Source organism: Shewanella sp. FeAMO (assembly GCF_053653955.1).
The window spans coordinates 358,500-382,351 of the sequence record NZ_CM132201.1 but is presented as its reverse complement, the minus strand read 5'-3'; the positions used below and the strand labels follow the sequence as shown (position 1 = coordinate 382,351).

Sequence of the window (23,852 nt, the reverse complement as noted above, 5' to 3'; positions counted from 1 at the left end):
GATTGTCCAGGACAAAACAATGCCGGGTCTAAGCCCGGCATTGTTGTTTTAAAACTGAGTATTTCGACTCAAGCGCTTTTATCGCATTCAGTCAGATACTTCTCGGCGGCGTCCAGCTCAAATTCGCTGAACACTTGAATACCATGGCGCATCAGCAAAGCGGCGGTCACGCCGTCGCCCTCTATGAGTTGGCGGGAGAAACTGCCATCGTAAATCTTGCCTTTGCCACAGGAAGGACTGCGGGCCTTGAGAATGGCAGCAACCACTTGCTGTTGCTGCGCCTTGGCCAGTGCCAGCTCGGCGCCTCGCTCAAAGGCCTCTGTCACGTCCTCACCGTCACAGGTCAGCACTCGTCCCTGTATCTGTTCGGCCGGAGCTCTGGGTGTCGGCAAGCCGCCGGCGCACTCGGGGCAGAAAGGCACAAACCGCCCTTGGGCCTGCCATAGCTGCACTCTGGCATCATTGAGCAAGTTATGGCCACCGTCATAGCGTACTTCTTGCCCCAATAAACAGGCGCTTATCAATATCCGATTCGGTTTTGCTGTGTTGATGATTTCTGCGCTCATGCTTTGTCCACTCTTGTCACTCTTGCCTCTCTCCTCACTCGAACGATTCACTCCGGGGAACCGCCCTCGCCTAATTGGCAGTGGCTCATGCTCTCGGTTTAACGGCCCAGGGTCTGGGACACTGCTACGGATAACAAGCTTCGCTCTTTTCCTTGTCTACCGCTGACAAGGAGCATTCTATCAGTCGCCCCTCAAGAAAACTGTTTAAAACGGGATTGTCGACAATAGTTGCAATAGCAAGTGTAAACCCATGCTAACAGCAAGTTTAAAAAATAAACCCAAGACAATGTTAAGTAAGGGTTTAACCACCAAAAACACCAAATTATTAGACTTACGTCTAGGTAAAGGTATTGTTGACAATGACCCAGATCACATCTAATGTCGAACCATTGTTAACAATCGAGCGAAACTTAAGCAGTGACTCAGGCACCTGTATTGGACAAAAACAACGTTGATAAAGCCACTCCGGAGAAGAGCAGCACCCTAGTGGATCAGATCCTGGTGCAAATTCAGACCAGCATCATCAAGGGTGAGTTGGCTCCCGGCAGCAAGATCAACGAGCAGGCGCTGGCACTCAAGTACGGTATCAGCCGCGGTCCAACCCGTGAGGCCTTGCAGATCCTCGAGCGTCAGCGCTTGGTAGTACGTATCCCCCATGTGGGTGCCAGAGTCGCCGCCATGACAGTGGCTGAGCTCAACGACCTCTACGAACTGCGCAGCACGCTGGAAGCCATGGCCTGTGAACTGGCCGCCAAACGGATAACCGATGAGCAGCTCAGCCAGTTATGGCAACTGCTGGCCCGTCAGGAAGCGGCGCTGGCAGAAGGCGATACCTATTTTCAGGAAGAGGGTGATGTGGACTTTCACTACCAGATCATCCGCGCCAGCGGTAACAAGCACCTGCAGGAAACCCTGATCGGCGGCTTATATCACCTGCTGAGAATGTATCGCTATCAATGCACCAATAAGAACCGCCCGGTCAAAGCCATCGCCGAGCACAGACGCATAGTCGAAGCCATAGCCCAGCGCGATGCCGAACTGGCCGGCTTGCTGATGCGCCGTCATATCGAACAGGGACGGCGCAATACCGAACTCAGACTCAAACAGCTTCAGGCGGAGCATGCCGCCCTGGACTCAATATAAGGAAGCAAACAGATGACTCGCAGCGCAGGACTCAGATTCCGCCAGGCTCTGGCCAAGGCCAAGCCGCTTCAAATCGTGGGAACCACCAATGCCTATTTCGCCCTGATGGCCGAGCAATCCGGTGTTCAGGCCCTGTACCTTTCCGGTGCCGGTGTCGCCAACGCCTCTTACGGCCTGCCGGATCTGGGCATGACCTCAATGAACGATGTGCTGATCGATGCCGGCCGTATCACATCGGCCACCGAACTGCCGCTGCTGGTCGACATAGACACAGGCTGGGGCGGCGCCTTCAACATTGCCCGCACCATCAAGGAGTTTGAAAAGGCCGGTGTTGCCGCCGTGCATATGGAAGATCAGGTGTCACAGAAACGCTGTGGTCACAGACCCAACAAGGCCGTGGTCAGCACCGAAGAGATGGTTGACCGTATCAAGGCTGCCGTGGATGCCCGCACAGATGAGAACTTCGTCATCATGGCTCGCACAGACGCAGTTGCCGTGGAAGGGCTGGATGCCGGTATCGAACGCGCCCAGGCCTATATCGAGGCGGGTGCCGACATGATCTTTGCCGAGGCGCTGACCGAGCTGGATCAGTACCGTCGATTCAAGGCGGCCGTCAACGCCCCGATCCTGGCCAACATGACCGAATTCGGCAAGACAGAACTGTTCAACAAGGAACAACTGGCCGAAGCCGGTGCCGACATGGTGCTCTACCCACTGAGCACCTTCCGCGCCGCCAACCTGGCCGCCCTGAAAGTGATGCAGGCACTGATGGCCGACGGTCATCAACGCAATGTGGTCGATGCCATGCAAACCCGTGAAGAGCTGTATAAGTTCCTCGGCTACCACCACTACGAAACCAAGCTCGATGAGCTGTTCAGCCAAAAGTAACGGCTGAATCCAGGGATGATTGACCGGCGCAGACGCGCCGGTTGCAGGGTTTGCCCCAAGAAACACCCGGGGTTGCCGCCCTACACAGCGCCCCAGAGCGCTGAAAAAGGCAACCGCATACCAGACCAGCCATGGCTGGCCAACAAATTGACAAGAGTGTAACGGAAGAGGGAATGCATTATGACTGACAAGAAACTGAGCGGCGCCGGATTACGCGGCCAAAGCGCAGGCGAAACTTCACTGAGCACAGTCGGTAAGTCCGGCTCAGGCCTGACCTACCGCGGCTATGACGTTAAAGATCTGGCCGAAAACGTCAGCTTCGAGGAAGTGGCCTACCTGATCCTTTACGGCGAACTGCCCACCGAAACGCAACTGGCGGCCTATCGTCAGAAACTCAAAGGCATGCGCGGCCTGCCACAGGCACTGAAAGAGGTGCTGGAGCGGATCCCGGCCGATGCCCACCCTATGGACGTTATGCGTACCGGTTGCTCCATGCTGGGTAACCTGGAAACCGAAAAAGATTTCTCCGAGCAGAGTGAAGTGGCCGACCGTCTGCTGGCGGCATTTCCTTCCATCATCTGTTACTGGTATCGCTACAGCCATGACGGCGTGCGTATAGACACAGAAACCCATGACGACCAGATAGGCGCCCACTTCCTGCACCTGCTGCACGGCGAAGCTCCATCTGCCCTGCATGCCAGGGTTATGGATGTGTCACTGATCCTCTACGCCGAGCACGAATTCAACGCCTCTACCTTCACCGCCCGGGTTTGTGCCTCTACCCTGTCTGACATGCATTCCTGCATAACAGGCGCCATTGGCTCACTGCGCGGCCCTCTGCACGGCGGCGCCAACGAGGCGGCGATGGAGCTGATTCAGGATATGCGCGATGAAGACCATGCCCGCGAAGTGCTCAAGGGCAAGCTGGAGCGCAAAGAGAAGATCATGGGCTTTGGTCACGCCATCTACCGCGAGTCTGACCCCCGCAACGTGATCATCAAAGAGTGGTCGGAAAAGCTGGCGCAGGAATATGGTGATGATCGCCTCTATCGCGTTTCTGTTGCCTGTGAAGCCCTGATGTGGGAAGAGAAGAAACTCTTCTGTAACGCCGACTTCTTCCACGCCAGTGCCTATCACTTCATGGGGATCCCCACCAAGCTGTTTACCCCCATCTTCGTTTGCTCCCGCCTCACCGGCTGGGCCGCGCACGTGATGGAGCAGCGCGCCAACAACCGCATTATCCGCCCGAGTGCCGATTATGTTGGAGTTGAACCACGCAAGGTGACGCCTCTCAGCGAGCGTTGATCCCGGCGGCCAAACGGCCGCCCGATGAATGAGCAAGAGCGGGCACCCAAGTGAGCAGGGGCCCGGCTCTTTTTGCAGTTGCTTCTCAGTGGACAGAACTCATGAATACCAATTACCGAACTCACCTGCCCGGCACCAGCCTCGAGTATTTCGATACCCGCGCCGCAGTCGAGGCCATCAGCCCCGGAGCCTATGCCAAACTGCCCTACACCTCGCGGGTGTTGGCTGAAAACCTGGTCCGCCGAGCAGAGCCCGGCAGGCTCAACGACTTCCTCGAACAGATTATCGAACGCAAACGGGATCTGGACTTCCCCTGGTTCCCGGCGCGGGTGGTGTGTCACGACATTCTCGGCCAAACAGCACTGGTTGATTTGGCCGGTCTGCGTGATGCCATCGCCGACAAGGGTGGCGATCCGGCCAAGGTTAACCCTGTGGTGCCAACCCAGCTGATTGTGGATCACTCTCTGGCGGTGGAACACCCCGGCTTTGAAGCGGATGCCTTCGAGAAAAACCGCGCTGTTGAAGACAGACGCAACGAAGACAGATTCCACTTTATCAACTGGACCAAGACGGCCTTTAAAAACGTCGATGTGATCCCGCCCGGTAACGGCATCATGCACCAGATCAACCTGGAGAAGATGTCCCCCGTAGTGCAGAGCCGCGACGGCGTAGCCTTCCCGGACACCTGTGTCGGCACCGACAGCCACACGCCACATGTGGATGCCCTCGGGGTGATCGCCATAGGCGTGGGTGGCCTGGAAGCCGAAAGCGTGATGCTCGGCCGCGCTTCCTGGATGCGCCTGCCGGACATAGTCGGCGTCAAGCTGACCGGCAAGGCCGCTCCCGGCATTACCGCCACGGATATAGTGCTGGCGCTGACCGAATTCCTGCGTAAAGAGCGGGTGGTGGGTGCCTATCTGGAATTCTTCGGTGAAGGCGCCGCCAGCCTGACCCTGGGTGACAGGGCAACCATCTCCAACATGACTCCCGAATATGGCGCCACTGCCGCCATGTTCTATATCGATCAGCAAACCATAGATTATCTGCGCCTCACCGGCCGTGATGACGAGCAGGTAGCGCTGGTGGAAAACTATGCCAAGACCACGGGTCTGTGGGCCGACAGCCTCGAAGGCGCCGAATATGAGCGGGTACTGGAGTTCGATCTCTCCTCCGTGGTGCGCAACATGGCCGGTCCTTCCAACCCGCATGCCCGTTTGGCCACCAGCGACTTGGCCGCCAAAGGCATTGCCGGCAAGGTCGAGCAGCAAGAAGGCCTGATGCCGGACGGCGCCGTGATTATCGCCGCCATCACCAGCTGTACCAACACCAGTAACCCACGCAACGTGATTGCCGCCGGCCTTATCGCCCGCAACGCAGTGGAAAAAGGCTTGGTACGCAAGCCTTGGGTCAAGACCTCTCTGGCCCCCGGCTCCAAGGCGGTGGATCTCTATCTGCGCGAGGCTGGGCTATTGCCTTACCTGGAACAGCTGGGCTTTGGCATAGTCGCCTTCGCCTGTACTACATGTAACGGCATGAGCGGCGCGCTCGATCCCAAAATCCAACAGGAAGTGATCGACAGAGATCTTTACGCCACCGCGGTATTGTCCGGTAACCGTAACTTCGATGGCCGGATCCACCCCTATGCCAAGCAGGCATTCCTGGCCTCGCCGCCTTTGGTAGTGGCCTACGCCATTGCAGGGACTGTGCGTTTCGACATAGAGAAAGACGCACTCGGCACAGATCAGAACGGCAACGCCGTAACCCTCAAGGACATCTGGCCCAGCGACGAAGAGATAGATGCCATCGTCAAGTCGTCGGTCAAGCCGGAGCAGTTCCGCAAGGTGTATGAGCCCATGTTCAATATCGCCGTGGAATACGGTGATGGGGTCGACCCTCTATATGACTGGCGCCCAATGAGCACCTATATCCGTCGCCCACCCTACTGGGAAGGCGCCCTGGCCGGTGAACGTGCGCTCAAGGGGATGCGGCCACTGGCGGTATTGGGTGACAACATCACCACGGATCACCTGTCGCCATCGAACGCCATTCTGCCATCCAGCGCCGCCGGTGAATACCTGGCCAAGATGGGCTTGCCGGAGGAAGACTTCAACTCCTACGCCACCCACAGGGGTGACCATCTGACAGCTCAACGGGCCACCTTTGCCAACCCCAAACTGTTCAACGAAATGGTCAAGGACGACAACGGCAAGGTGATCCAGGGCTCGCTGGCCCGTATCGAGCCCGAAGGGCAACAGGTACGCATGTGGGAAGCGATAGAAACCTACATGGAGCGCAAGCAACCCCTGTGCATCATAGCCGGTAAAGACTATGGCCAGGGCTCCAGCCGTGACTGGGCCGCCAAGGGCGTGCGCCTGGCCGGAGTCGAGGCGATTGTGGCCGAAGGCTTCGAGCGCATTCACAGAACCAACCTGATAGGCATGGGCGTGCTGCCGTTGGAGTTCTTCCCGGGGACCGACAGGCTGACCCTGGGCATAAATGGCACAGAAACCTTCGACGTTCTCGGCGAGCGCACTCCCGGTGCCACTCTGACCCTGTTGCTGCATCGCAGCAATGGCGAAACGGTAGAAGTACCTGTGCGCTGCCGCCTGGATACCGCTGAGGAAGTAACCATCTATGAAGCCGGTGGTGTACTGCAGCGTTTCGCGCAGGACTTCTTGCAGGGCAATGTTTAAGCCGGCCCTTGATGCGTGACCAAGTCGGCCATAGCCAAGGTTATGGCCGACTGATAAGAATATTCATGTCAAAGGATCCAATGCCATGGCATTTAAACCACAGATAAAAATTCCCGCCACCTATATGCGCGGCGGCACCAGTAAGGGAGTGTTCTTCCGCCTGGACGATCTGCCCGAGGCGGCCAGAGTGCCCGGCCCGGCCCGCGATGCCTTGTTGATGCGGGTCATCGGCAGCCCGGACCCCTACGGTAAACACACAGACGGCATGGGCGGCGCGACCTCGAGTACCAGCAAATGCGTGATCATGAATGCCAGCCAGGTTCCCGGCCACGACGTGGACTACCTCTATGGTCAGGTCTCCATAGATAAGCCCTTTGTCGACTGGAGCGGCAACTGCGGCAACCTTTCCACTGCGGCAGGCGCCTTTGCCCTGCATGCCGGTCTGGTGGCCCCGGAACGGGTACCGGAAAACGGCATCTGCGAAGTGCGGATTTGGCAGGCCAATATCGGCAAGACCATTATCGCCAAGGTGCCGGTCAGCGCCGGTGAAGTGCAGGAAACCGGTGACTTTGAGCTCGACGGTGTCACCTTCCCCGCCGCCGAAATTGTGCTGGAATTTATCGACCCAGCCGATGACGGAGAAGACGGCGGTGCCATGTTCCCTACCGGCAAGCTGGTGGATGAGCTGACGGTTCCCACCCAAGTACACCCCAGCGGTAAAATTCAGGCGACGCTAATCAACGCCGGGATCCCGACCATTTTCGTCAATGCCGCCGATCTCGGCTATCAAGGCACCGAACTACAGCCGGAGATCAACGGCGATCCCGAGGCGCTGGCTCGCTTTGAGCTGCTTAGGGCACACGGCGCGCTGGCCATGGGGCTGATTAAGGAGCTATCCGAAGCCGAAACCCGCCAACACACTCCCAAGGTAGCGTTTGTAGCCAAACCGCAGGCGCATCAGGTTTCCAGTGGCAAACAGCTGGCAGAAACCGACGTCGATCTCTTGGTTCGCGCCCTGTCCATGGGTAAATTGCACCACGCCATGATGGGCACGGCGGCAGTGGCCATAGGCACGGCCGCGGCTATCCCGGGCACCCTGGTTAACCTGGCGGCCGGCGGCGGTGAGCGCAGTTCGGTACGCTTCGGCCACCCATCTGGCACCTTGAAAGTCGGCGCCGAAGCCGAGTTCAAAGACGGCCAGTGGCAGGTGACCAAGGCCATCATGAGTCGCTCGGCGCGTATCCTGATGGAAGGCGCAGTACGAATTCCGGACGACAGTTTTTAACAGTAGCTTGGCTTTCGATGGCAGTCGTTGATAACACAGCTGTCGATTGCCTCTCCCCCTTTCCAAAAGGCTCCGCTTCCTCCCTTCCGGCGGGGCCTTTTTTCCTTTCTGTTATCAACTGGGCAACAAAGTAGGATAAAGTGCGATAAAGTTTGCCAAACTGAGAAAAGAAATCTGTTATAAAATAAATTCTCACCAATCAAAAACCTACTGAAAAAAGAGGGCCTCTTGTCTCGGATCTGCTGCCTACTCGCCGCTCTACTGTTATCTGTCTGCCTGTTTGAGCTCAGGGCAGAACCTGCGCCCCAGCTCAGATTCCAGCATGTCAGCAGCATGAATGGCCTGAATCAGAACAGCATCACCAGCCTCTACCAGGACAAGGCGGGCATTTTGTGGATTGGCACCCAGGATGGGCTGCACAGTTACAACGGCATCGAATTTACTCTGTTTCAACATGACCCCTACCACAGCCAGACATTGTCGGATAATCATGTCACCGACATACTGCAGGATAGCCGGGGGCAGTTGTGGATAGGCACCTTCAACGGCGGACTGAATCGCCTGGATCTACAGACGGGAGTATTCACTCCCGTTGGCCGTGACAAGGGGATCAACAGCAAAAGAATCAACCGCCTGACTCTGGTGGGTGAGACACTCTGGGTTGGAAGCGGCAATGGACTCTACGCCCTGGATACGGTCAGCGGCGAGCTGCATGAGTTGTCACTGGGGCAAAATATCAACGCCGATATCCGGGTACTGACTCCCATAGGAAAAGATGCTCTGCTGATTGGCACCCAAAGTGATGGTTTGCTGGTTTTGCGCAATGAAGGACTCAAGCCCCTGCCCTTACCCGATGCCGAACATGGTCATCCGGTACAGGCCCGCCAGAGCGAAGATGGCGCCCTGTGGCTGGTTATCGATGATGCACTCTGGCGTTATCCGCCCGGGCTGAAAAACCCAGAGTTCATCTACCGGCTGCCAACGCCCAATCGGGGCATTCTGGAGTTTATCTTTGACAGCAGGGGCGGCATCTGGCTAGGGGGCCAACAGACGGGGCTTATCCAGCTACAACTTAAAGAAGGCCAGTGGCAAGCCAGGCACTACCGCTATGACCCATCCGATCCCAATAGCCTCAGCGATAATGATGTCTACAGCCTGCTGCAGGACAACAACGGTATTCTGTGGATTGGCAGCCTGTTTTCAGGCATAGACAAGGTGAACCTGGCCCGGCAGTATTTCGAGCATATCTACAACAATCAACAACCCCTGGAGCGCCAGCGGGACAACAATATCCGCGCCATTTTTCGCTCCGGCGACGGCTTGCTGTATTTGGGCACCGACAGGGCCGGCTTATTTCATATGGATCAAGATGGCCGATTTTTCTCCCACAACAGCCAGCTTGCCAAACTACTTGGGCAGGATGAATCCTTTTTGGATCTCACTATCAGGGCGATTACCGAGGACAGCAGCCGGAGGTTATGGCTGGCCAGCAGTGAAGGCTTGATAAGACTGAACAATAACGGCCAAATGCAGCTGTATCGGCCCCCGGGCAACGAACCCGGTATTCGCGATTTGATCATCAGCCCAGATGAACAGATCTGGCTCGGTGCCGGCAACACTTTATACCATTTCGACCCGGATACCGGTGTTTTCCAGGCCCACTTTGTCAACGAGTATCTTGAAGAAGGGCCACAGTCGCAGATGATCCTCAGCCTGACCACGGCCAACAACGGCATCTGGGTCGGCACCACCAATGGCGCTTATTGGCTGCAACCCGACACCGGCCAACAGCAGATCATCCGCGGTGATCGCCTGGCCAATCCCATGGTGCGGGATATTCTCAGAGACAGGGACGGCAATATCTGGTTTGCCACTCACGGTGGCCTCAGTCGCCTGCGCCAGGATGAGCTGCAACACTTCGGCCGTAATCAGGGATTACCGGGCAATACCGTCTATGCCATGGAGCAGGACAAGAGCGGCGACCTCTGGCTCAGCAGTAATTCAGGGATCAGCCGCTTTGCCATCGACAAGGAAAAGGTGCTGACCTTCAACGAATATGAAGGTTTGCAGGCGCTGGAATTCAACGGCAATGTCAGTTGGCAGGACAAGGATGGCAGTATCTGGTTTGGAGGCATCAATGGGTTGAACCATTTCTACCCTCAGCAGGTGCCCAAGGTACGCAAACAACCCAAACTTGCCCTGGCCGGTTACCGCCTGGGCAACAGCTATTTTCCCAGGCTGGATCTTGGCCATATACCCGAGCTGACGATTCCCTATAGTGAGCAGTTAATAAGCTTTGAGATCACTGCACTGGATTTTGCCTATCCCCAACGCCACAGATTCAGCTTTTTCCTTGAGGGCTGGGACAAGAGTTGGCATCCGGCCCAGTCGCTGCACGAGATCAGCTATACCAATTTGGCGCCCGGCGACTATCGGCTGTTTGCCCGCCATCAGTTGCAGCACAATCCCGAAGGACATGAGCAACTGTTGTTAAAACTCACAGTGCCGGCCCCTTTTTACCGCACCACCCTGGCTAATCTGTTTTATCTGGCACTGGCGCTGTTGTTGTTTGGCCTCTGGCTAAGGCGTTTCCTGTCGCAACGTCGTCTCGAGCAGCAAACACAGTCCAATATCCAGCTTTCTGAAGAGAGGCTGAAACTGGCGCTCTGGGGCTCGGGTGACCGGATGTGGGACTGGCAGTTGGAAGACGATCGCTTCTTCGTTACCGGCCCCAAACAAGGCTCGGAAGCACCACTGGAAACCAACGCCAGTCGGCAGATGGCGCTGGTACATCCCGACGACAGGCCCCATGTTCAAGCGGCACTGGAGAGCTACCTGCAGGGGGATGCCGAATTCTTCGAGGCCGAGTATCGTATCAAGCTTGGCAACACGCACTGGGGCTGGGTGTTGGATCGCGGTAAAATAGTCGAACGCGACCGTAGTGGCAAACCTCTGCGCCTGGCGGGCACCTACACGGATATCAGCATGCGCCGTGGCCAGGAAGAGGCGCTGCGGCTATCGTCCCAAGTACTGGAAAGCATGAATGAGTCTGTGGTGGTCTGCGATCTCAACTACCGCATCATCTCGGTCAATCCGGCGTTTTGCAGCACTACCGGCTTCAACGAACAGAAGATCTCCGGCAAGTCTTTCCTGTTCCTGACCCGAGGACTCTACGCCAGAAGCTTCTATCAGCAGATAGAGCATCAATTGCTGAACCAAAAACACTGGTCCGGTGAAGTGCAGATCCGCACCCACAGCAAGCAGCCGCTGCTGGTATGGATGGAAGTCAATCAGGTGCTCAACAGCCAGGGCGAAGCCAGTCATTTCGTGGTGGTATTTACCGATATCACAGACCGTAAACAGGCCGAGGAAGACCTGCGCCTGTTGGCCAACTATGATCAGCTCACCGGCCTGCCCAATCGCACTCTGTTCCAGGACAGACTGGATCATGCCCTGCGCCAGGCGCACCGTAACCGTAACATGGTCGCCCTGTTGTTTCTGGATCTGGACAGGTTCAAACACATTAACGATTCTCTGGGCCATCATGTGGGCGATCAACTGCTGAAAGCGGTTTCCTCCAGACTGACCCAAGCGATAAGAGATGGAGATACGGTTGCCCGCCTGGGCGGTGACGAGTTCATCATCATCCTCGAAGGCCTGCAAAAAACCAAGGCGGCGACCGTTATCGCCGAAAAACTGCTGGCGGCGTTCGAACGCCCCTTCGCACTGGAGAACTTCAGCCTCAATGTTTCACCATCCATAGGCATCAGCCTCTATCCGGATGATGCCGAAGAGGCGCTGGAATTGCTGAAGTTTGCCGATACCGCCATGTACCATGCCAAGTCGCTGGGGCGCAATAACTTCCAGTTCTACACAGCTAAACTCAACGCCTATGCGGTGCGCCATGTGCAGCTGGAAGCCGGGCTGAAACAGGCGCTGGATCGCGACGAATTCTATCTGCTGTACCAACCCAAATTCTGCGTCCATACCGGCAAACTCACCGGCATGGAGGCCCTGCTGCGCTGGGAAAGCCAGGATCTGGGACCTATTTCTCCGGCGGAGTTTATTCCGCTGGCCGAGGAAACCGGCCTGGTCAACGCCATAGGTCAGTGGGTACTGCTGAGTGTCTGCAGTCAACTGGAGCGCTGGCAGAATCAGGGGCTGGAAGCGGTTCCGATAGCGATCAATATCTCCGCCAAACAGCTGCAGACTGACATTATTTCCAGCATAGAGGTTGCTCTTGCCATGCATGGTCTGGCTGCAGATCTACTTGAGATAGAGCTGACAGAGTCGGCTGTGATGCAGCAACCGCTGGAATCAGTGGAAATACTCAATCAACTGAAGGGGTTGGGGTTAAGCCTGGCGGTCGATGACTTCGGTACCGGCTACTCCAGTCTGGCCTATCTCAAGCGTTTCCCGCTGAACACCTTGAAGATTGACCGCGAGTTTGTCCGTGATATCACCAAAGATCCTGATGATGCCGCCATTACCAGCGCCATCATAGTCCTGGCTCACAGCCTGGAGTTACAGGTGGTGGCAGAAGGGGTAGAAACCCAGGCCCAGCTTAACTTCCTCGCCGCCCAGGGCTGCGATCAGGCACAGGGCTTCCTGCTGGGGCGCCCAATGACAGAAGCGCAAGCACAAGCCTTACTCGGCCGAAAATAGCATCACCCCATAAAAAACGCGGCTCAAATGGCCGCGTTTTATCAATAATTAGTTATTGGCTTATGCCTTCTCCAGCCTGGGCACTTTGCAAACCCAACCTTGAGGGCCTTGTCTGTGCCCTTTCTGGATTTCGGTGAAAATTCGATAGATGCGACTGACATGTTCACCCACCTTGCCGTCACCAACAGTGACCACCCGGCCATCTTCAAAAATGTAGGAGCCGACCGGAGAAACCACGGCTGCTGTGCCGAAACCGCCGGCTTCGATGATCTCGCCCGACTCGACACCTGCAATAAAATCATCCAGTTTGACCTGCTCCTGGCGGACATCACAGCCAAGCAGTGGCGCCAGCTCAATAATAGACTGTGAGGTGATCGACTTGAGTATGGTATCGGTAAACTCAGGGATGATCACTGTGCCATCCTTGAGAATATGGAAGTGGTTCATCGCCCCGGCTTCTTCGATATATTCATTGGTCGAGTCCAGATACAGCACCTGGGAAGCACCGTGAGCCGCGGCAGCCTTACCGGCACGCAGTGAAGCGGCATAGTTGCCGGCGGCCTTGGAGGCACCGGTACCACCGGATACTGCACGGTGGAATTCTTTACTGATCAGCAGGCGAATGGCGTTGAGGCTCTCACCATAGTAGGCGCCGCTGGGGCTCATCACCACACAGAAGGTGTAGCGGTTGGCCGGGCTGACTGACAGTCTGTCTTCGGTGGCAAAAATAAAGGGTCGAATATAGAGGCAAGCCCCGTCCTGCATGGGGAACCAGAGACGGTCGACATCGATAAGGGCGTTGATCGCCTTAAGCTGCATGGCTTCATCAATATTGGGAATACAGACGATATCGGCAGAGCGGTTCATGCGTTCGGCATTCTTGTTGAGACGGAAGGTATAAATCTCACCGTCTTCATGCATAAAGGCCTTGGCGCCCTCAAAAATACTCTGACCATAATGCAGCGCCATCGCGCCGGGAGCCATCTCAAACGGACCGTAGGGGACGATGCGGGGATCCCGCCACTCGCCATCATAATAATCCATCATGAACATATGGTCGGTGCGCAGACGACCAAAGCCAACATTACCTTCAGGGCAAAACTGCTCTGAGCGACGCTCTGCGGCGGGCTTTAACTGATACTTGATTTCCATTGCTTACCACCTTGACTATTGTTCAAGCAGACTAGGGAGCGCCCGGAATAATGTCAAGAGGACCAAGGCCTGTGTCCAGCAGGAGTACTGTAAAAAATTTAGCCATCAAATATCGGTAAGTTCCCCCTGGGGAGCTAAGCGGGAAAAGTCGCCGCCCTCTTCAGGGCTGACCAGAGTAAACAGCCCTGCATCCCTGTGCCGCTTAAGCAAGAGATCCACTTCCAAAGTGGCGTCCTCCTTTAACAGCCTGGATACCGCGCCGGCATCAGACTGGAACTCAACCGCACGATAATAACAGGCGCCATCATCTGGGCGCGGTACCAACTTAAAGCCGATTTTCCCTTGAGACAGGGTCTGCATCTTGGCGGCATCCAGATACAGGGTCAGGCAGTTGGGGCTCTGCTGGTTGCGCTGCTTATCCTGCATAAAGCCTCTTGGCAGAATACCCGGCAGATACTGCTCGCCACTGAGCAGATAAAAATCGAAATCCTCTATGGCGGCGCCGGTATCATCCCACACCCGAATCACCAGCATGGTGTAACGCTTCTTGGTGGTCCGGCTTTGGGTTTGCCGCGTAAGCTCCTGACAGGCACGGCGGTAAGCCTCTACCGAGTCGACCTTCAACCAATTCAGAATCGCCTGCACTACCGGCTTGTTGGCAGCGTTTCTACGACTGACGGAACGCATGATCCCCATTTTCTCTTTGCTGTGGCAGGCCTTGGGAATAATGCCGAAGCCACTGACAGGGGCCTGAATGAAACTTTCCGGCGCCAGCTTGGCCACGCAGGCACCATCAAAGCTGTCACATTCCTGTACCTGCTCCACCAGGCGCAGGCGAGCATAATTCATATTCGCCGCGGCTACCCGCACGACACCATCCGAGCCCGGCTCGGCGGTATAGGAGTTGAGATAATCATAGAGGGACGCATCTATACTTTCGCCGGTCAGCACCAAGGGCCAAAGCCGAGCGGCCTCAAAATCATAGTTCAACCAGGCTTTACTTAAAGCAGCCTGCCCCAGGCTGCCCAGCTCCAACCAGTCGAGGATCTTCTGCCCCGGCTCCAATCCATCGAACCAGGCCTTAATCCTGGCGAGGCGCGACTTGCCAAGCTGTGCCAAGGCGGAGCCGTGGTTGGCTGGTGCCAGCATGATCATATGAGTCACGGGACAAGCCGACAACTTTTGGGCTCCGAAGAAGGTCTCCAACCAGCAACGTATCACGGCTGCTCCAGTGCTGTGGGTGATCACCGCGAAAGCTTCATCCCCCAGCACTTCACGTCTGGCAGCCTCGAAGGCCAGCGCAACGTCCTCCAACTTCACCTGGTCCTGAAAACTGATATAGCGTCCCAGGTGCAGATGACTCACCTCAAGCTCAGTGTCTGCCAGCTTGGCCAATGCCTGCGGCAAATAACCATAGGTCTCTGTGGACGTCACACTCCAGCCGTGTACAAATACCAGTCTCATCCCTTTTCCCTCAGGTTAACAGTCTATTTTTCGACCACAAACCCATCACTGACCCACAACAATTGGAATTTCTAACATCAGGTTTTTTAACACAAAAAGCCAATACATACGATTAAAAACCCGATCCAGCTCTCATTCAGGTGGAGTTCAGTAAAGCGGTCCTAACCTGCCGATGAACACAAGTTGACCCGGCTTAAAAACAGCCATCCGGACTTTCCCGGATCCAGGAGTAAATTATGAAAATTCAATCTCTAGTACTGGCTTCCGCTGCGGCTCTCGCTTTCTCAGCCCCTTCTTTTGCAGCTGACTGGTTTGTTGGCGGCGGTGTTGGTGCGCAGCAAAATGACTACTCTCATAAGCCCACTGATGGCGGCAAGTTCAGCGATGATGATCGCAATGCCGTCTACATGCTGCGTGGTGGTGCCTTCCTGACCCCCAACCAGCGTCTTTACGCGACGTACAGCTACAACAGCGATGACTTTGCCAAGCAGCAGATGGGACTGGTTTCCTATGACTACCTGATAGGTTTGGATCAGGCCAACAAACTGAACTGGTTTGTCGGTGCCAGCGCCGGTATCAACCACACGGCACCGGATAGCGGTGCCCTGGAATCAGACAATAATTTTGTCTGGGGTGGTCAGACAGGTCTGGTGTATAAGCTGAGCGACAATCTCAATACCGAGATAGGTTATCGCTATCTGAAGCAGGACTATGACAACAAGATAGACTCAGGCAAATATGCACTGGATAACACCCAGCAACTGTACCTGAGTGTCGACTATCGATTCTAGCCAAACTCCAGCCTCTAAAAAGCCCCATTTATGGGGCTTTTTGTTTAATATCTCTTCTTGAATCGAGTGGCATGGTTAACAGCCACGACGATACAGCGACTTTAGCAAGCCACTCCCCCACCAGGTTCATGTCTCACAATTTACTGCAAGTTATTTTGGTATAAGTGAAAATTCGAACTACTTTTATACCATTCTGCATGGAAGCAGGTGCAACTTTGGATAGCTCAAGCTTCCATCTGGAAGCGCATAATTTAACTTCAAACTAAAAGACCAAGATATGAAACCTTACCAAGCCATAGATTGCGGCCGCTATGATTACCTGGAGTTGGCCTGTATTCGCGGTTATCCGCTGAAAATAGAGCTGTTGCAAGGAGAGATACTGCATGGCAAGGCGCTGATCACCGAGACCCGTCCCGACAAGAGCGAGTGGCTGCTGGTGCAAACGGCCACCAGCAACCGCGCCATTCGAATGGATCAACTGTTGGCTATCACACCTGAGCAGGAAGGCGCCGAGTTTGGCCGAGTGCTGATTGCCTCGGCAGGCTGTGAGATTTAAATCGCCGCAATAACCGAGACTTCCACCAGATACTCGGGTTCGGCAATAGCCGCCTCCACACAGGCTCTGGCCGGTGCATGCCCCGCCGGTAGCCAGGCATCCCAAATAGCATTCATGGCATCATAATCGCTCATCTGTTTCAGGTAGATAGTCGCAGAGAGGATCCGCTCACGACTACTGCCAGCCCGCTCGAGCAGTTCATCCACCTCTTCGAGCATGGTACGGGTCTGCTGCTGAATATCGGCAAACTTATCCTTGGCAACCTGACCACAGAGATAAACCGTGTTGTTGTGGATCACTATGCTGCTCATGCGCGGATTGGTATCGATACGTTGAATTGTCATCGGCTTGGTTCCAGGTGAAAACCGTTATTTTATCCGGCAAAAGTCGGCTTGGGACAGTTGTGGTTCAGATAAGTGAAAAAAACTGCCAAACAGCCAATTTTATCGCATATTTTTTGGACACTTGGAGATAAGAGCTATTCCTTAAGCCAGCGGCACTGATAGAATCAATATCTCATTCGCCCAACTATTTAAGGACTCCTGTATGAGCCTAGAATTACTGTCCAAACTGGAGACCAAGATCCAGGCCGCGCTCGAAAATATTGAGCTTCTGAAAATGGAGCTGGAAGAAGAAAAGCAGAAGAATGCCCATCTGATAGAGCAAAACCAACAACTTCAGCAAGATCTCAACTCGTGGAACGAGAAAGTCACCGGCCTTGTTGGTCTGCTCAACGACGAAGTCAACTGAATCTAAACGGTTTTAGCTTGGCTATTCTGAGTTTCAATGAGTTCGTTCAATTCCATGATAGCCTGCTTTACCTTTGGCAGGCTTTTTCTCGGCAGCAAAAAGCGCCCTTTATCAAACTCTAATCTTCCCAGATCTTTCACCCAGACGGCGCCGGTCAAGAATATCCTTACGTGTTTGACAATCAGCTTGGGAGCATAGACAGGAAATACACGCACGAGAAACCTCCTTTAGTTGATTTCCGATCCCGAAGTTTTGACCCCCCAACCCGGTGGAAGGTTTCATTTCAATCCGGGAAAATGAGTCAAAATTCGCAAATATGCGCCTTTGTTCTAAAAATCTTGCTGTTATACCTCTCGCCCAGGTGAATTAGTCAATAAAGCAACACTTGCCAATTTTTTGACGCACTGCTAGAGTAAAGCCGTTACTCAGGGTAAAAACTGAGCCCTATGGCTCTAATCCGTGCTTCTTGCGACCAGGGAGTACGGTTTTTTTTTGCTTTATGCCCAGCTGTTTTCCGGGTAACAAAAAAGGGCCATTAAGGCCCTTTTTTGTATTTAGATGCTAAATTATTTCAGCTGAGTCAGATAGATAGCAATATCCAACATCTCGTCATAAGACTTGATGGCACCGGTTTCAACCCGATACTTACCATTCACCACCAGCGCTGGAACACCTGAGATCTTGGCGTTTTCTGTGTTGCGCTTCATGTTAGCCACCATGCTGTTGACCATAAAAGAGTTGGCCGCAGAATCAAACTGCTTGGGATCCACACCATTGGCAACAAAGATAGCCTTGATGTCGTCACGATTGGTGAAATGCTGCTTCTTGTCCTGAATCGCGCTGAACATGGCATGATTGACCTTATCAGACACCTTCAGTACTTCGGCAGTGGCGAAAGCACGGGACATCTCAACACCCATCTCGCGGCCGATAAAGTCGACATGGTTTTGCTCAAAAGCCACACCTTCGGGCAGACGAGCCTTCAGCTTGGGGATCACGTTCTTTTCAAAGTTATAGCAATGAGGACAGTAGAAAGAGAAAAACTCTGTGATTTCAGGCTTGGCGGAGGCGGGGCCTTCACTAACCACAGTATAATGCACGCCTTCTTTGTACTGGGCCGCTGTGGCCGCCAGGGGAAGCAGCAAAAATGCCGCCGCCAACATCAGGATTTTCTTCATTGGAGTTCCTTGTTTATTAAAATTTCAGCCAACACTGCTGGAGTTGCTGAATAACATAATCTTCTTTTTGAGTCGAACTCAAGCTCTGAGTTCCCTTTTTGTTAAATCCAAATGCCGGGCGGCCATATCCTCAACGCCCGGCACTCGTTCGATGCAGCCTCAATAAAGAATAAGACTCAGTGGTGCTTCATCCAGGCGCTGTTGCTGTTCTTTAAAGGCTTGCAACTGCTGTTGCCAGTATTCTTCGGTCGCAAACCAGGGGAAGTGGCGCGGAAACGCGGGGTCGTCCCAGCGCTTGGCCAGCCAGGCGTTGTAATGCAGCATTCGCAGAGCCCTGAGTGGCTCTATCAACTGCAGCTCTTTGGTATCGAAGTTGGAGAAGGCCTCGTAGGCCTCCAGCAAGACTTCCAACTGCAGCGTCTGTTGCTGCCTATTGCCAGACAGCATCATCCACAGATCCTGCACCGCAGGGCCGTTGCAGGCATCGTCGAGATCGACAAACCCAGGGCCATTGGGGGTCCAGAGAATATTGCCGGGATGCAGATCGCCATGCAGACGCATACTCTGGTATTCGATACCTTGCCAACGCCGCTGCAGCTCAGAGAAGAGACTTAACGCCGCCTCGAGCAGATGTTCCCGCATAGCGTTCGGGATCAGCTCTGTGCGCTGCAATTGTTCCAGCGCCGGAGTACCAAGGGTTGTCGGCGTCAGATTCAGGCGCTGTTTGAACAGGCTGCCACGGGAATACTGGTGCAAACGGCCGATAAACTGGCCGGCACCCTCTATCTGATCCAGGTTGTCCACCTCAAAGCTGCGACCTCCTATGGAAGGAAACAGCGCAAAACGCCACTCTTTGAAGTGATGCAGACTGCAGCCGTCGAGCACCACAGGTGCAGCAATGGGGATCTCGGCTTCGGCCAGCTCGAACGTAAATTCATGCTCTTCCAAAATCTGGGCATCGGTCCAACGCTCGGGGCGATAGAACTTAACCACGTACCTCTGGCCACGATCGCAACGAAACTGATAGACCCGGTTCTCATAGCTGTTGAGTGGCGTTAGCCCCGTCTCGGGGTAAATCGCCAGACTTTCAATGGCATCCAAAATCAGTTCAGGGGAAAGATCCCGATAATGAAACGCCGCCGTGGCCTGCTTTTCTGTCATGCCTGTGACTCCAGTAAGTGCTTCAGGTATACCAACACATCCCAGTCTTGTTCATTCTGGCAGCTCAACCAGCACACATCGCCGTAGAACTCATAGTTGAGCCACAAGAGACTGCCTTCAAAATCCAGCAGCCATTGGTGACGATCAGCCCCCCATTGCCGCTCCAGCACCTTGGCATCGAGCGCCCGGCACAGGGGCTCGGCAAAGCTGTCGAAGGCTTCGAACTCGACCCCGGCCGTCATCGACAGGGTTTTATGCTCGGGATCCAAGCTAAGATTTTGATACTGCATTTTTTAATCCTATTTCTTAACTACTGCAGGACATGATCAACCCCTGCCCCCAATCCGGAGGTCGCTTGGCATACTCCTGCATCTCAGGCTGTTCATCGAACGGGCGTCTGAGGAGCTGGTGCAACTGCTCAAGCGGCTGGGTATTGCCCTCCTCTTCGATGGCAATTATCGCTTCCTGAGCCAGATAGTTGCGCAAGATATATTTGGGGTTGTGGGCCCGGCGCTCGGCCTGCCACTGCTCAAGTCCCTGGCGAGTATCGATACGGCACCGGTACTCGGGCAGCCAATCATCCCAGCCCTGACGATTGATAAAATCATCCCTCAGACTGCTGTTTTCTGCCTTGGGATCCAGCTCGCCAAAGCGGCGCAGGCTCTGGGTGTAGTCCAAGGCGTTTTGTTCCAACAAGCCGGTAAAGGCGCCGATAAGCGCCAGGTCCTTGTTGTCCTGCTCCAGCCGGGCATCAAGGCTTAAATCTTCGGCCAAAGGTGCCAGCCCCAACTTGGCGCGCATCAAACCAAGATATTGCTGCACTAACTCATGCTGATAGCTATTGAGCGCGGCTATCAAATCATCGGAAGCCAGCACTGGCGTCAACGCCTGCGCCAAACGTTGCAGGTTCCACAAGCCGACGCCGGGTTGCTGACCGAAGGCGTAGCGTCCCTCGGGATCAGAATGGTTACAGATAAAGTCTTCCTTGAAGGTATCGAGGAAGGCGAAGGGGCCAAAGTCGAAGCTGTCACCGAGAATCGACATATTGTCGGTATTCATCACCCCGTGGGCAAAGCCCACCGCTTGCCAGTGGGCTATCATACGCGCGGTATCACGTACCACCAGAGCAAACCAGGCCTTGTAGCCCTCATAGTCCAGGCTGAGCTGGGGATAATGTTGGCTCAGGGTGAAATCGAGCAGCTGCTTGAGCTTGTCGGCCTGACCCTTCTCGCTGTAACAGAAATACTCGAAGTGACCAAAACGTATATGGCTACGGGCCAGGCGCACGGTAATGGCGCCTTTTTCCAGCGACTCGCGCCACACCGGCAGCTCAGAGCCGATCACCGCCAGCGCCCTGGTGGTGGGCACGCCCAAATGATACAGCGCCTCGGAAACCAGAAACTCGCGCACCGCAGAACGCATCACTGCACGGCCATCACCGTGACGCGAGTAAGGCGTGGGTCCCGCGCCCTTCAAGGCCAGATCCCAGGCACCGTCAGGCCCCTGCGCCTCACCGAGAATGATCGAACGGCCATCGCCCAACCTGGGGCTGTAGCCGCCAAACTGATGTCCACTGTAGACTTGGGCGTAATATTCGGCGCCCGGCATTCTCTGGTTGCCGGCGAGTTGCTGCAGCAGGGTTTCATTGGGGCCAGCCAAGCCCAAAAGCACCGCCGCATCATCACTCCAGGCCAACCAATGGGGCGAAGGTAGCCCGGCAGGCAGTACCTGCTGGTAAAATCCCGCCAGGCGGGTGAAGTAATCCTGTTTAAATTTCATGTCCCTTAGGGGCCGTTATTGTGCCATTGGTCACAGATTATCATATCCCTGTCGTCGAGACGGCAGTTGTGACCACACTCGAAGCTGCCCTTGCCCTCATTGAGGCGCTGCATGCCTCTGCCCTTGTCCTGGCACTGCTGCAGGGTTTGATAATAACCGGCAATGGCGTGGTAACGATCCAACGTCTCGGCCGTTTGCGGCTCGACGTCCGACTTATCTCTATTCGGCTGCTGTATATCCGTATCCGGATAGTAAAACAGGGTCCATTGCGGCTGCTTGCTGCAGGCTGCCAGCAGCAACAGCGAAGTGAGGGCAACCCATAAAGTCGCTGGTTTCATTGCGGCTCTCCATCAATAAAAAAGCGAACCCGCAGGCTCGCTTGGGAAGGAGTGAAAAAGCACTTTGCCCTTCACTCCTTGCTTGATTCTACACATTGAATCGGCTTTTGTACTCAGGCTGAGGCTTTATCCCTGGCCTTTTCTATCCGTTTGATACGACCTTCAAAGCCCGTAACTGTGCCATCTTCCAGCCCATATTCAATCGCCTTGTTGCAAAGAGCTATGGCGGCATCGAAACGACCTGCATCGCTGCACAGGGTAGAGAGCTGCATAAAACCCGTGCCCTTGAACTCGGCCTTGGGTGATTTGCTGAGTACTTTCTCCCGACTGGCGGCAAACAGGGCGCTATATGCGGTATCGTACTCTTGCCCCAACTGCAGATACTTGCTGTTTTTCCGCTGCTTGTAGCATTCACCTATCACGGCCAGTAAAGCATCATGCGCTTCGATAGCGCCTTCAGAGGCCTGATACTGTTCCATCGCCCGCTTGAGGGTGATATTGCCCCAACTGATATCCGGCGCAGCCGCCTTGACTGGCTCTGGCTCTGGCTCTGGCTCTGGCTCTGGCTCTGGCTCTGGCTCTGGCTCTGGCTCTGGCTCTGGCTCTGGCAGGACAGTCTCAACCTCGGCGCGGCCAACTTCCACCTCAGGGGCGATATTTTCCGCTTGAGGTTCAAGCTCAGGCGACTCTGCGACCGCTTGCTCAGCCGATGGCTGAGGCTTGGGTTCGGCTTGCTCTTTCGATTCGGCAAAGTCCAGATCGACACTCTGGTGCTCCTCCTGAGTCTCGTTTTCCGTCTCGGCCTGTGGTGCCTGAGGCATGGCCGAAGCTCTGTCTTTGAGCTTAAGCGCCTCATCACGCTCCTCTTTTGCCAGCCGCTGCGCCCGGTTATAGAGGAAAATACCCACTGCGACCAACAGTACTACGACCAGAATTTGAAACATCTTCGCCCACCATTTCTTGAGTGCCGGGCCAACTGGCGGCCCTGTTTTGTGGTATTGGCAATCCGCCAAAGCCACCCCGCTCTGCACAGAGTTTAACCGATATTAATAGAGTATCGTCTTAGTATAAATCAAGTATTTATGCTTTTTCTGCTCGCTTTTAGGCGCTTTTTGCAATTGAAACTCAGTCTGTGAAGCCTGTTGCGCCATCGACAGATACAAGCTGGTACACTCCCAGGGTTTTGATCCCAAGAATGGCAAACAAGGATTCAGATGCAAAAATTACTGATAGTGGCTCACGCCAGCCCTTATGGCACAGAAAAATTATTCAACACTCTGCGTATCGCCCTGGCGCTGAAAGACCAGGAGCAGACCGAAGTGGAGCTCAAGTTATTCCTGATGTCAGATGCTGTCTTTGGCGCAGTAAAAGGTCAGAATACCCCTGATCTCAGCTACAACCTGCAGCAGATGTTTGAAATCCTTACCGCTCAGGGTGTGCCCTTGCTGCTGTGCAAGACCTGTGTTGAAGCCCGCGGCGTAGTGGCCGACATGCTGCTGGACGGTGCCACCATTGGCACACTCGGCGATTTGAGCCGCTGGACACTGGAAGCCGACAAGGTTATCCATATCTAGGGTTAACTTGTCATTTGACCCTGGGTGCGCATAAAGCTTCATTTTGTGCGCACCTTCATAATTCCTGCCACTGACTTTGAACCCTGCCCCGCCTCAGGACTAAGATGACCATAGTTGAGTTATTTACTAAGGTAAGGCTATGGAACTGCTGCAAGGAAAACTACTGACCGAATTCCGCACTGTTTCTGCCATGGTGTGGATCTACTGCCGTGACCATCACCCCAGAACTGAAGATGGCAGCCTCTGCCCCGACTGTCAGGCCTTGATGGAGTACGCTCACACCCGCCTCGACCGCTGCCCCTACGGTGAAAGCAAGCCCACCTGCAACAAATGCCCGGTACACTGCTACAAACCTGAACCCAAAGAACAGATGCGTCAGGTGATGCGTTACGCCGGTCCCAGAATGCTGTTGAGCCACCCGATACTGGCACTGCGCCACCTCTGGTGCGAGCGCAAAGCCGCACCGGGCAAGCCCCCGAAGGATGCCTCCAACCGCCATAAGCGCATGCAGTGCGCCAAAAACTGACTATTTTTTGTTGCACCCCTCAAGCGGCTGAGATAAGA

22 protein-coding genes are annotated in these 23,852 nt (G+C 54.8%); 11 read left to right on the top strand and 11 right to left on the bottom strand.

All coding sequences use genetic code 11. The features are described 5' to 3' along the window. Nucleotides 1-68 precede the first annotated feature (68 nt). Nucleotides 69-566: a 2-thiouracil desulfurase family protein gene (locus tag ACWAU4_RS01825; RefSeq protein WP_144377819.1), complete on the bottom strand. Its 498-nt coding sequence runs from the start codon at nt 564-566 to the stop codon at nt 69-71. A 435-nt stretch (nt 567-1,001) separates the two neighbouring features. On the opposite strand from ACWAU4_RS01825, the gene ACWAU4_RS01820 reads away from it, so the two are divergent. The 6 genes from ACWAU4_RS01820 (at nt 1,002) to ACWAU4_RS01795 (ending at nt 12,545) form a co-directional block, all read left to right on the top strand. Beyond that, entirely contained in the window at nt 1,002-1,709 is a 708-nt protein-coding gene (locus tag ACWAU4_RS01820) for a GntR family transcriptional regulator (protein WP_243880621.1), read from the top strand. A gap of 12 nt (nt 1,710-1,721) precedes the next feature. After that, complete coding sequence (prpB, locus tag ACWAU4_RS01815) at nt 1,722-2,597, top strand: methylisocitrate lyase (RefSeq protein ID WP_025889867.1); 876 nt, start codon at nt 1,722-1,724, stop codon at nt 2,595-2,597. Nucleotides 2,598-2,777: 180 nt separating this feature from the next. Next, the gene (gene prpC / locus ACWAU4_RS01810) at nt 2,778-3,902 is read left to right on the top strand and encodes a bifunctional 2-methylcitrate synthase/citrate synthase (protein ID WP_025889866.1); all 1,125 of its coding nucleotides are present in this window, start codon (nt 2,778-2,780) and stop codon (nt 3,900-3,902) included. A gap of 101 nt (nt 3,903-4,003) precedes the next feature. Continuing rightward, a complete protein-coding gene (gene acnD, locus ACWAU4_RS01805; protein WP_454290429.1) occupies nt 4,004-6,595 on the top strand; it encodes a Fe/S-dependent 2-methylisocitrate dehydratase AcnD in 2,592 nt (863 codons plus the stop codon). A gap of 85 nt (nt 6,596-6,680) precedes the next feature. After that, a complete protein-coding gene (prpF, locus tag ACWAU4_RS01800) occupies nt 6,681-7,880 on the top strand; it encodes a 2-methylaconitate cis-trans isomerase PrpF (protein ID WP_025010854.1) in 1,200 nt (399 codons plus the stop codon). Between the two features lie 228 nt (nt 7,881-8,108). Beyond that, the gene (locus tag ACWAU4_RS01795) at nt 8,109-12,545 is read left to right on the top strand and encodes an EAL domain-containing protein (RefSeq protein WP_454290428.1); all 4,437 of its coding nucleotides are present in this window, start codon (nt 8,109-8,111) and stop codon (nt 12,543-12,545) included. A gap of 60 nt (nt 12,546-12,605) precedes the next feature. Here ACWAU4_RS01795 and ACWAU4_RS01790 read toward each other — a convergent pair whose 3' ends face one another. Both ACWAU4_RS01790 and ACWAU4_RS01785 read right to left on the bottom strand, forming a co-directional pair. Next, on the bottom strand, nt 12,606-13,697 hold the full coding sequence (locus tag ACWAU4_RS01790) for a branched-chain amino acid aminotransferase (protein ID WP_025889864.1): 1,092 nt from the start codon (nt 13,695-13,697) through the stop codon (nt 12,606-12,608). A 105-nt stretch (nt 13,698-13,802) separates the two neighbouring features. Then, nucleotides 13,803-15,161, bottom strand: coding sequence for a lipase family protein (locus ACWAU4_RS01785; protein ID WP_045283605.1), 1,359 nt, complete (start codon nt 15,159-15,161; stop codon nt 13,803-13,805). Between the two features lie 236 nt (nt 15,162-15,397). Here ACWAU4_RS01785 and ACWAU4_RS01780 point away from each other — a divergent pair, with 236 nt between their 5' ends. Together ACWAU4_RS01780 and ACWAU4_RS01775 are read left to right on the top strand one after the other, a co-directional pair. Beyond that, the gene (locus ACWAU4_RS01780; RefSeq protein ID WP_025010852.1) at nt 15,398-15,952 is read left to right on the top strand and encodes an outer membrane beta-barrel protein; all 555 of its coding nucleotides are present in this window, start codon (nt 15,398-15,400) and stop codon (nt 15,950-15,952) included. A 277-nt stretch (nt 15,953-16,229) separates the two neighbouring features. Beyond that, entirely contained in the window at nt 16,230-16,508 is a 279-nt protein-coding gene (locus ACWAU4_RS01775) for a Rho-binding antiterminator (protein ID WP_028781134.1), read from the top strand. Here ACWAU4_RS01775 and ACWAU4_RS01770 read toward each other — a convergent pair. Next, the gene (locus tag ACWAU4_RS01770; RefSeq protein ID WP_037468030.1) at nt 16,505-16,852 is read right to left on the bottom strand and encodes a RidA family protein; all 348 of its coding nucleotides are present in this window, start codon (nt 16,850-16,852) and stop codon (nt 16,505-16,507) included. The two genes, ACWAU4_RS01775 and ACWAU4_RS01770, sit on opposite strands and share 4 nt — an antisense overlap. Before the next feature lie 202 nt (nt 16,853-17,054). Between ACWAU4_RS01770 and zapB the strand changes: the two genes are divergently transcribed. Continuing rightward, on the top strand, nt 17,055-17,258 hold the full coding sequence (gene zapB / locus ACWAU4_RS01765) for a cell division protein ZapB (protein WP_025010851.1): 204 nt from the start codon (nt 17,055-17,057) through the stop codon (nt 17,256-17,258). A 2-nt stretch (nt 17,259-17,260) separates the two neighbouring features. Here the strand turns inward: zapB and ACWAU4_RS01760 are convergent, their stop codons facing one another. The 7 genes from ACWAU4_RS01760 to ACWAU4_RS01730 form a co-directional block, all read right to left on the bottom strand. Beyond that, a complete protein-coding gene (locus tag ACWAU4_RS01760) occupies nt 17,261-17,473 on the bottom strand; it encodes a DUF1107 domain-containing protein (protein WP_025010850.1) in 213 nt (70 codons plus the stop codon). A gap of 351 nt (nt 17,474-17,824) precedes the next feature. After that, entirely contained in the window at nt 17,825-18,436 is a 612-nt protein-coding gene (locus tag ACWAU4_RS01755; RefSeq protein WP_025889862.1) for a thiol:disulfide interchange protein DsbA/DsbL, read from the bottom strand. A 159-nt stretch (nt 18,437-18,595) separates the two neighbouring features. Next, nucleotides 18,596-19,597, bottom strand: a complete 1,002-nt coding sequence (locus tag ACWAU4_RS01750; protein WP_045283604.1) for a serine/threonine protein kinase — start codon at nt 19,595-19,597, stop codon at nt 18,596-18,598. Further along, the gene (locus ACWAU4_RS01745; protein ID WP_144134341.1) at nt 19,594-19,887 is read right to left on the bottom strand and encodes a DUF3630 family protein; all 294 of its coding nucleotides are present in this window, start codon (nt 19,885-19,887) and stop codon (nt 19,594-19,596) included. The genes ACWAU4_RS01750 and ACWAU4_RS01745 overlap by 4 nt, the downstream gene beginning before the upstream one ends. Before the next feature lie 16 nt (nt 19,888-19,903). Then, entirely contained in the window at nt 19,904-21,376 is a 1,473-nt protein-coding gene (locus tag ACWAU4_RS01740) for a protein adenylyltransferase SelO (RefSeq protein WP_044733505.1), read from the bottom strand. 5 nt (nt 21,377-21,381) lie between these two features. After that, the gene (locus ACWAU4_RS01735; RefSeq protein ID WP_025010847.1) at nt 21,382-21,714 is read right to left on the bottom strand and encodes a hypothetical protein; all 333 of its coding nucleotides are present in this window, start codon (nt 21,712-21,714) and stop codon (nt 21,382-21,384) included. Between the two features lie 113 nt (nt 21,715-21,827). Continuing rightward, nucleotides 21,828-22,658 carry a hypothetical protein gene (locus tag ACWAU4_RS01730; RefSeq protein ID WP_342197736.1) on the bottom strand — a complete coding sequence of 277 codons (831 nt, stop codon included), beginning with the start codon at nt 22,656-22,658 and terminating at the stop codon, nt 21,828-21,830. Between the two features lie 270 nt (nt 22,659-22,928). Here ACWAU4_RS01730 and ACWAU4_RS01725 point away from each other — a divergent pair, with 270 nt between their 5' ends. Next, nucleotides 22,929-23,288 carry a DsrE/DsrF/TusD sulfur relay family protein gene (locus tag ACWAU4_RS01725; protein WP_045283603.1) on the top strand — a complete coding sequence of 120 codons (360 nt, stop codon included), beginning with the start codon at nt 22,929-22,931 and terminating at the stop codon, nt 23,286-23,288. A 139-nt stretch (nt 23,289-23,427) separates the two neighbouring features. Continuing rightward, complete coding sequence (locus tag ACWAU4_RS01720; protein WP_025011925.1) at nt 23,428-23,814, top strand: nitrous oxide-stimulated promoter family protein; 387 nt, start codon at nt 23,428-23,430, stop codon at nt 23,812-23,814. Nucleotides 23,815-23,852: the final 38 nt, after the last annotated feature.

Excerpts from the sequence above, each read along its gene's own strand:
- prpC (WP_025889866.1), top strand. The coding sequence starts at position 2,778 with ATGACTGACAAGAAACTGAGCGGCGCCGGATTACGCGGCCAAAGCGCA.
- ACWAU4_RS01755 (WP_025889862.1), bottom strand. The coding sequence starts at position 18,436 with ATGAAGAAAATCCTGATGTTGGCGGCGGCATTTTTGCTGCTTCCCCTG.
- ACWAU4_RS01780 (WP_025010852.1), top strand. The coding sequence starts at position 15,398 with ATGAAAATTCAATCTCTAGTACTGGCTTCCGCTGCGGCTCTCGCTTTC.
- ACWAU4_RS01825 (WP_144377819.1), bottom strand. The coding sequence starts at position 566 with ATGAGCGCAGAAATCATCAACACAGCAAAACCGAATCGGATATTGATA.
- prpF (WP_025010854.1), top strand. The coding sequence starts at position 6,681 with ATGGCATTTAAACCACAGATAAAAATTCCCGCCACCTATATGCGCGGC.
- ACWAU4_RS01730 (WP_342197736.1), bottom strand. The coding sequence starts at position 22,658 with ATGTTTCAAATTCTGGTCGTAGTACTGTTGGTCGCAGTGGGTATTTTC.
- ACWAU4_RS01745 (WP_144134341.1), bottom strand. The coding sequence starts at position 19,887 with ATGCAGTATCAAAATCTTAGCTTGGATCCCGAGCATAAAACCCTGTCG.
- ACWAU4_RS01725 (WP_045283603.1), top strand. The coding sequence starts at position 22,929 with ATGCAAAAATTACTGATAGTGGCTCACGCCAGCCCTTATGGCACAGAA.
- ACWAU4_RS01720 (WP_025011925.1), top strand. The coding sequence starts at position 23,428 with ATGGAACTGCTGCAAGGAAAACTACTGACCGAATTCCGCACTGTTTCT.
- acnD (WP_454290429.1), top strand. The coding sequence starts at position 4,004 with ATGAATACCAATTACCGAACTCACCTGCCCGGCACCAGCCTCGAGTAT.
- ACWAU4_RS01740 (WP_044733505.1), bottom strand. The coding sequence starts at position 21,376 with ATGAAATTTAAACAGGATTACTTCACCCGCCTGGCGGGATTTTACCAG.
- ACWAU4_RS01770 (WP_037468030.1), bottom strand. The coding sequence starts at position 16,852 with ATGACAATTCAACGTATCGATACCAATCCGCGCATGAGCAGCATAGTG.
- zapB (WP_025010851.1), top strand. The coding sequence starts at position 17,055 with ATGAGCCTAGAATTACTGTCCAAACTGGAGACCAAGATCCAGGCCGCG.
- ACWAU4_RS01775 (WP_028781134.1), top strand. The coding sequence starts at position 16,230 with ATGAAACCTTACCAAGCCATAGATTGCGGCCGCTATGATTACCTGGAG.
- ACWAU4_RS01735 (WP_025010847.1), bottom strand. The coding sequence starts at position 21,714 with ATGAAACCAGCGACTTTATGGGTTGCCCTCACTTCGCTGTTGCTGCTG.
- ACWAU4_RS01790 (WP_025889864.1), bottom strand. The coding sequence starts at position 13,697 with ATGGAAATCAAGTATCAGTTAAAGCCCGCCGCAGAGCGTCGCTCAGAG.
- ACWAU4_RS01785 (WP_045283605.1), bottom strand. The coding sequence starts at position 15,161 with ATGAGACTGGTATTTGTACACGGCTGGAGTGTGACGTCCACAGAGACC.
- prpB (WP_025889867.1), top strand. The coding sequence starts at position 1,722 with ATGACTCGCAGCGCAGGACTCAGATTCCGCCAGGCTCTGGCCAAGGCC.
- ACWAU4_RS01750 (WP_045283604.1), bottom strand. The coding sequence starts at position 19,597 with ATGACAGAAAAGCAGGCCACGGCGGCGTTTCATTATCGGGATCTTTCC.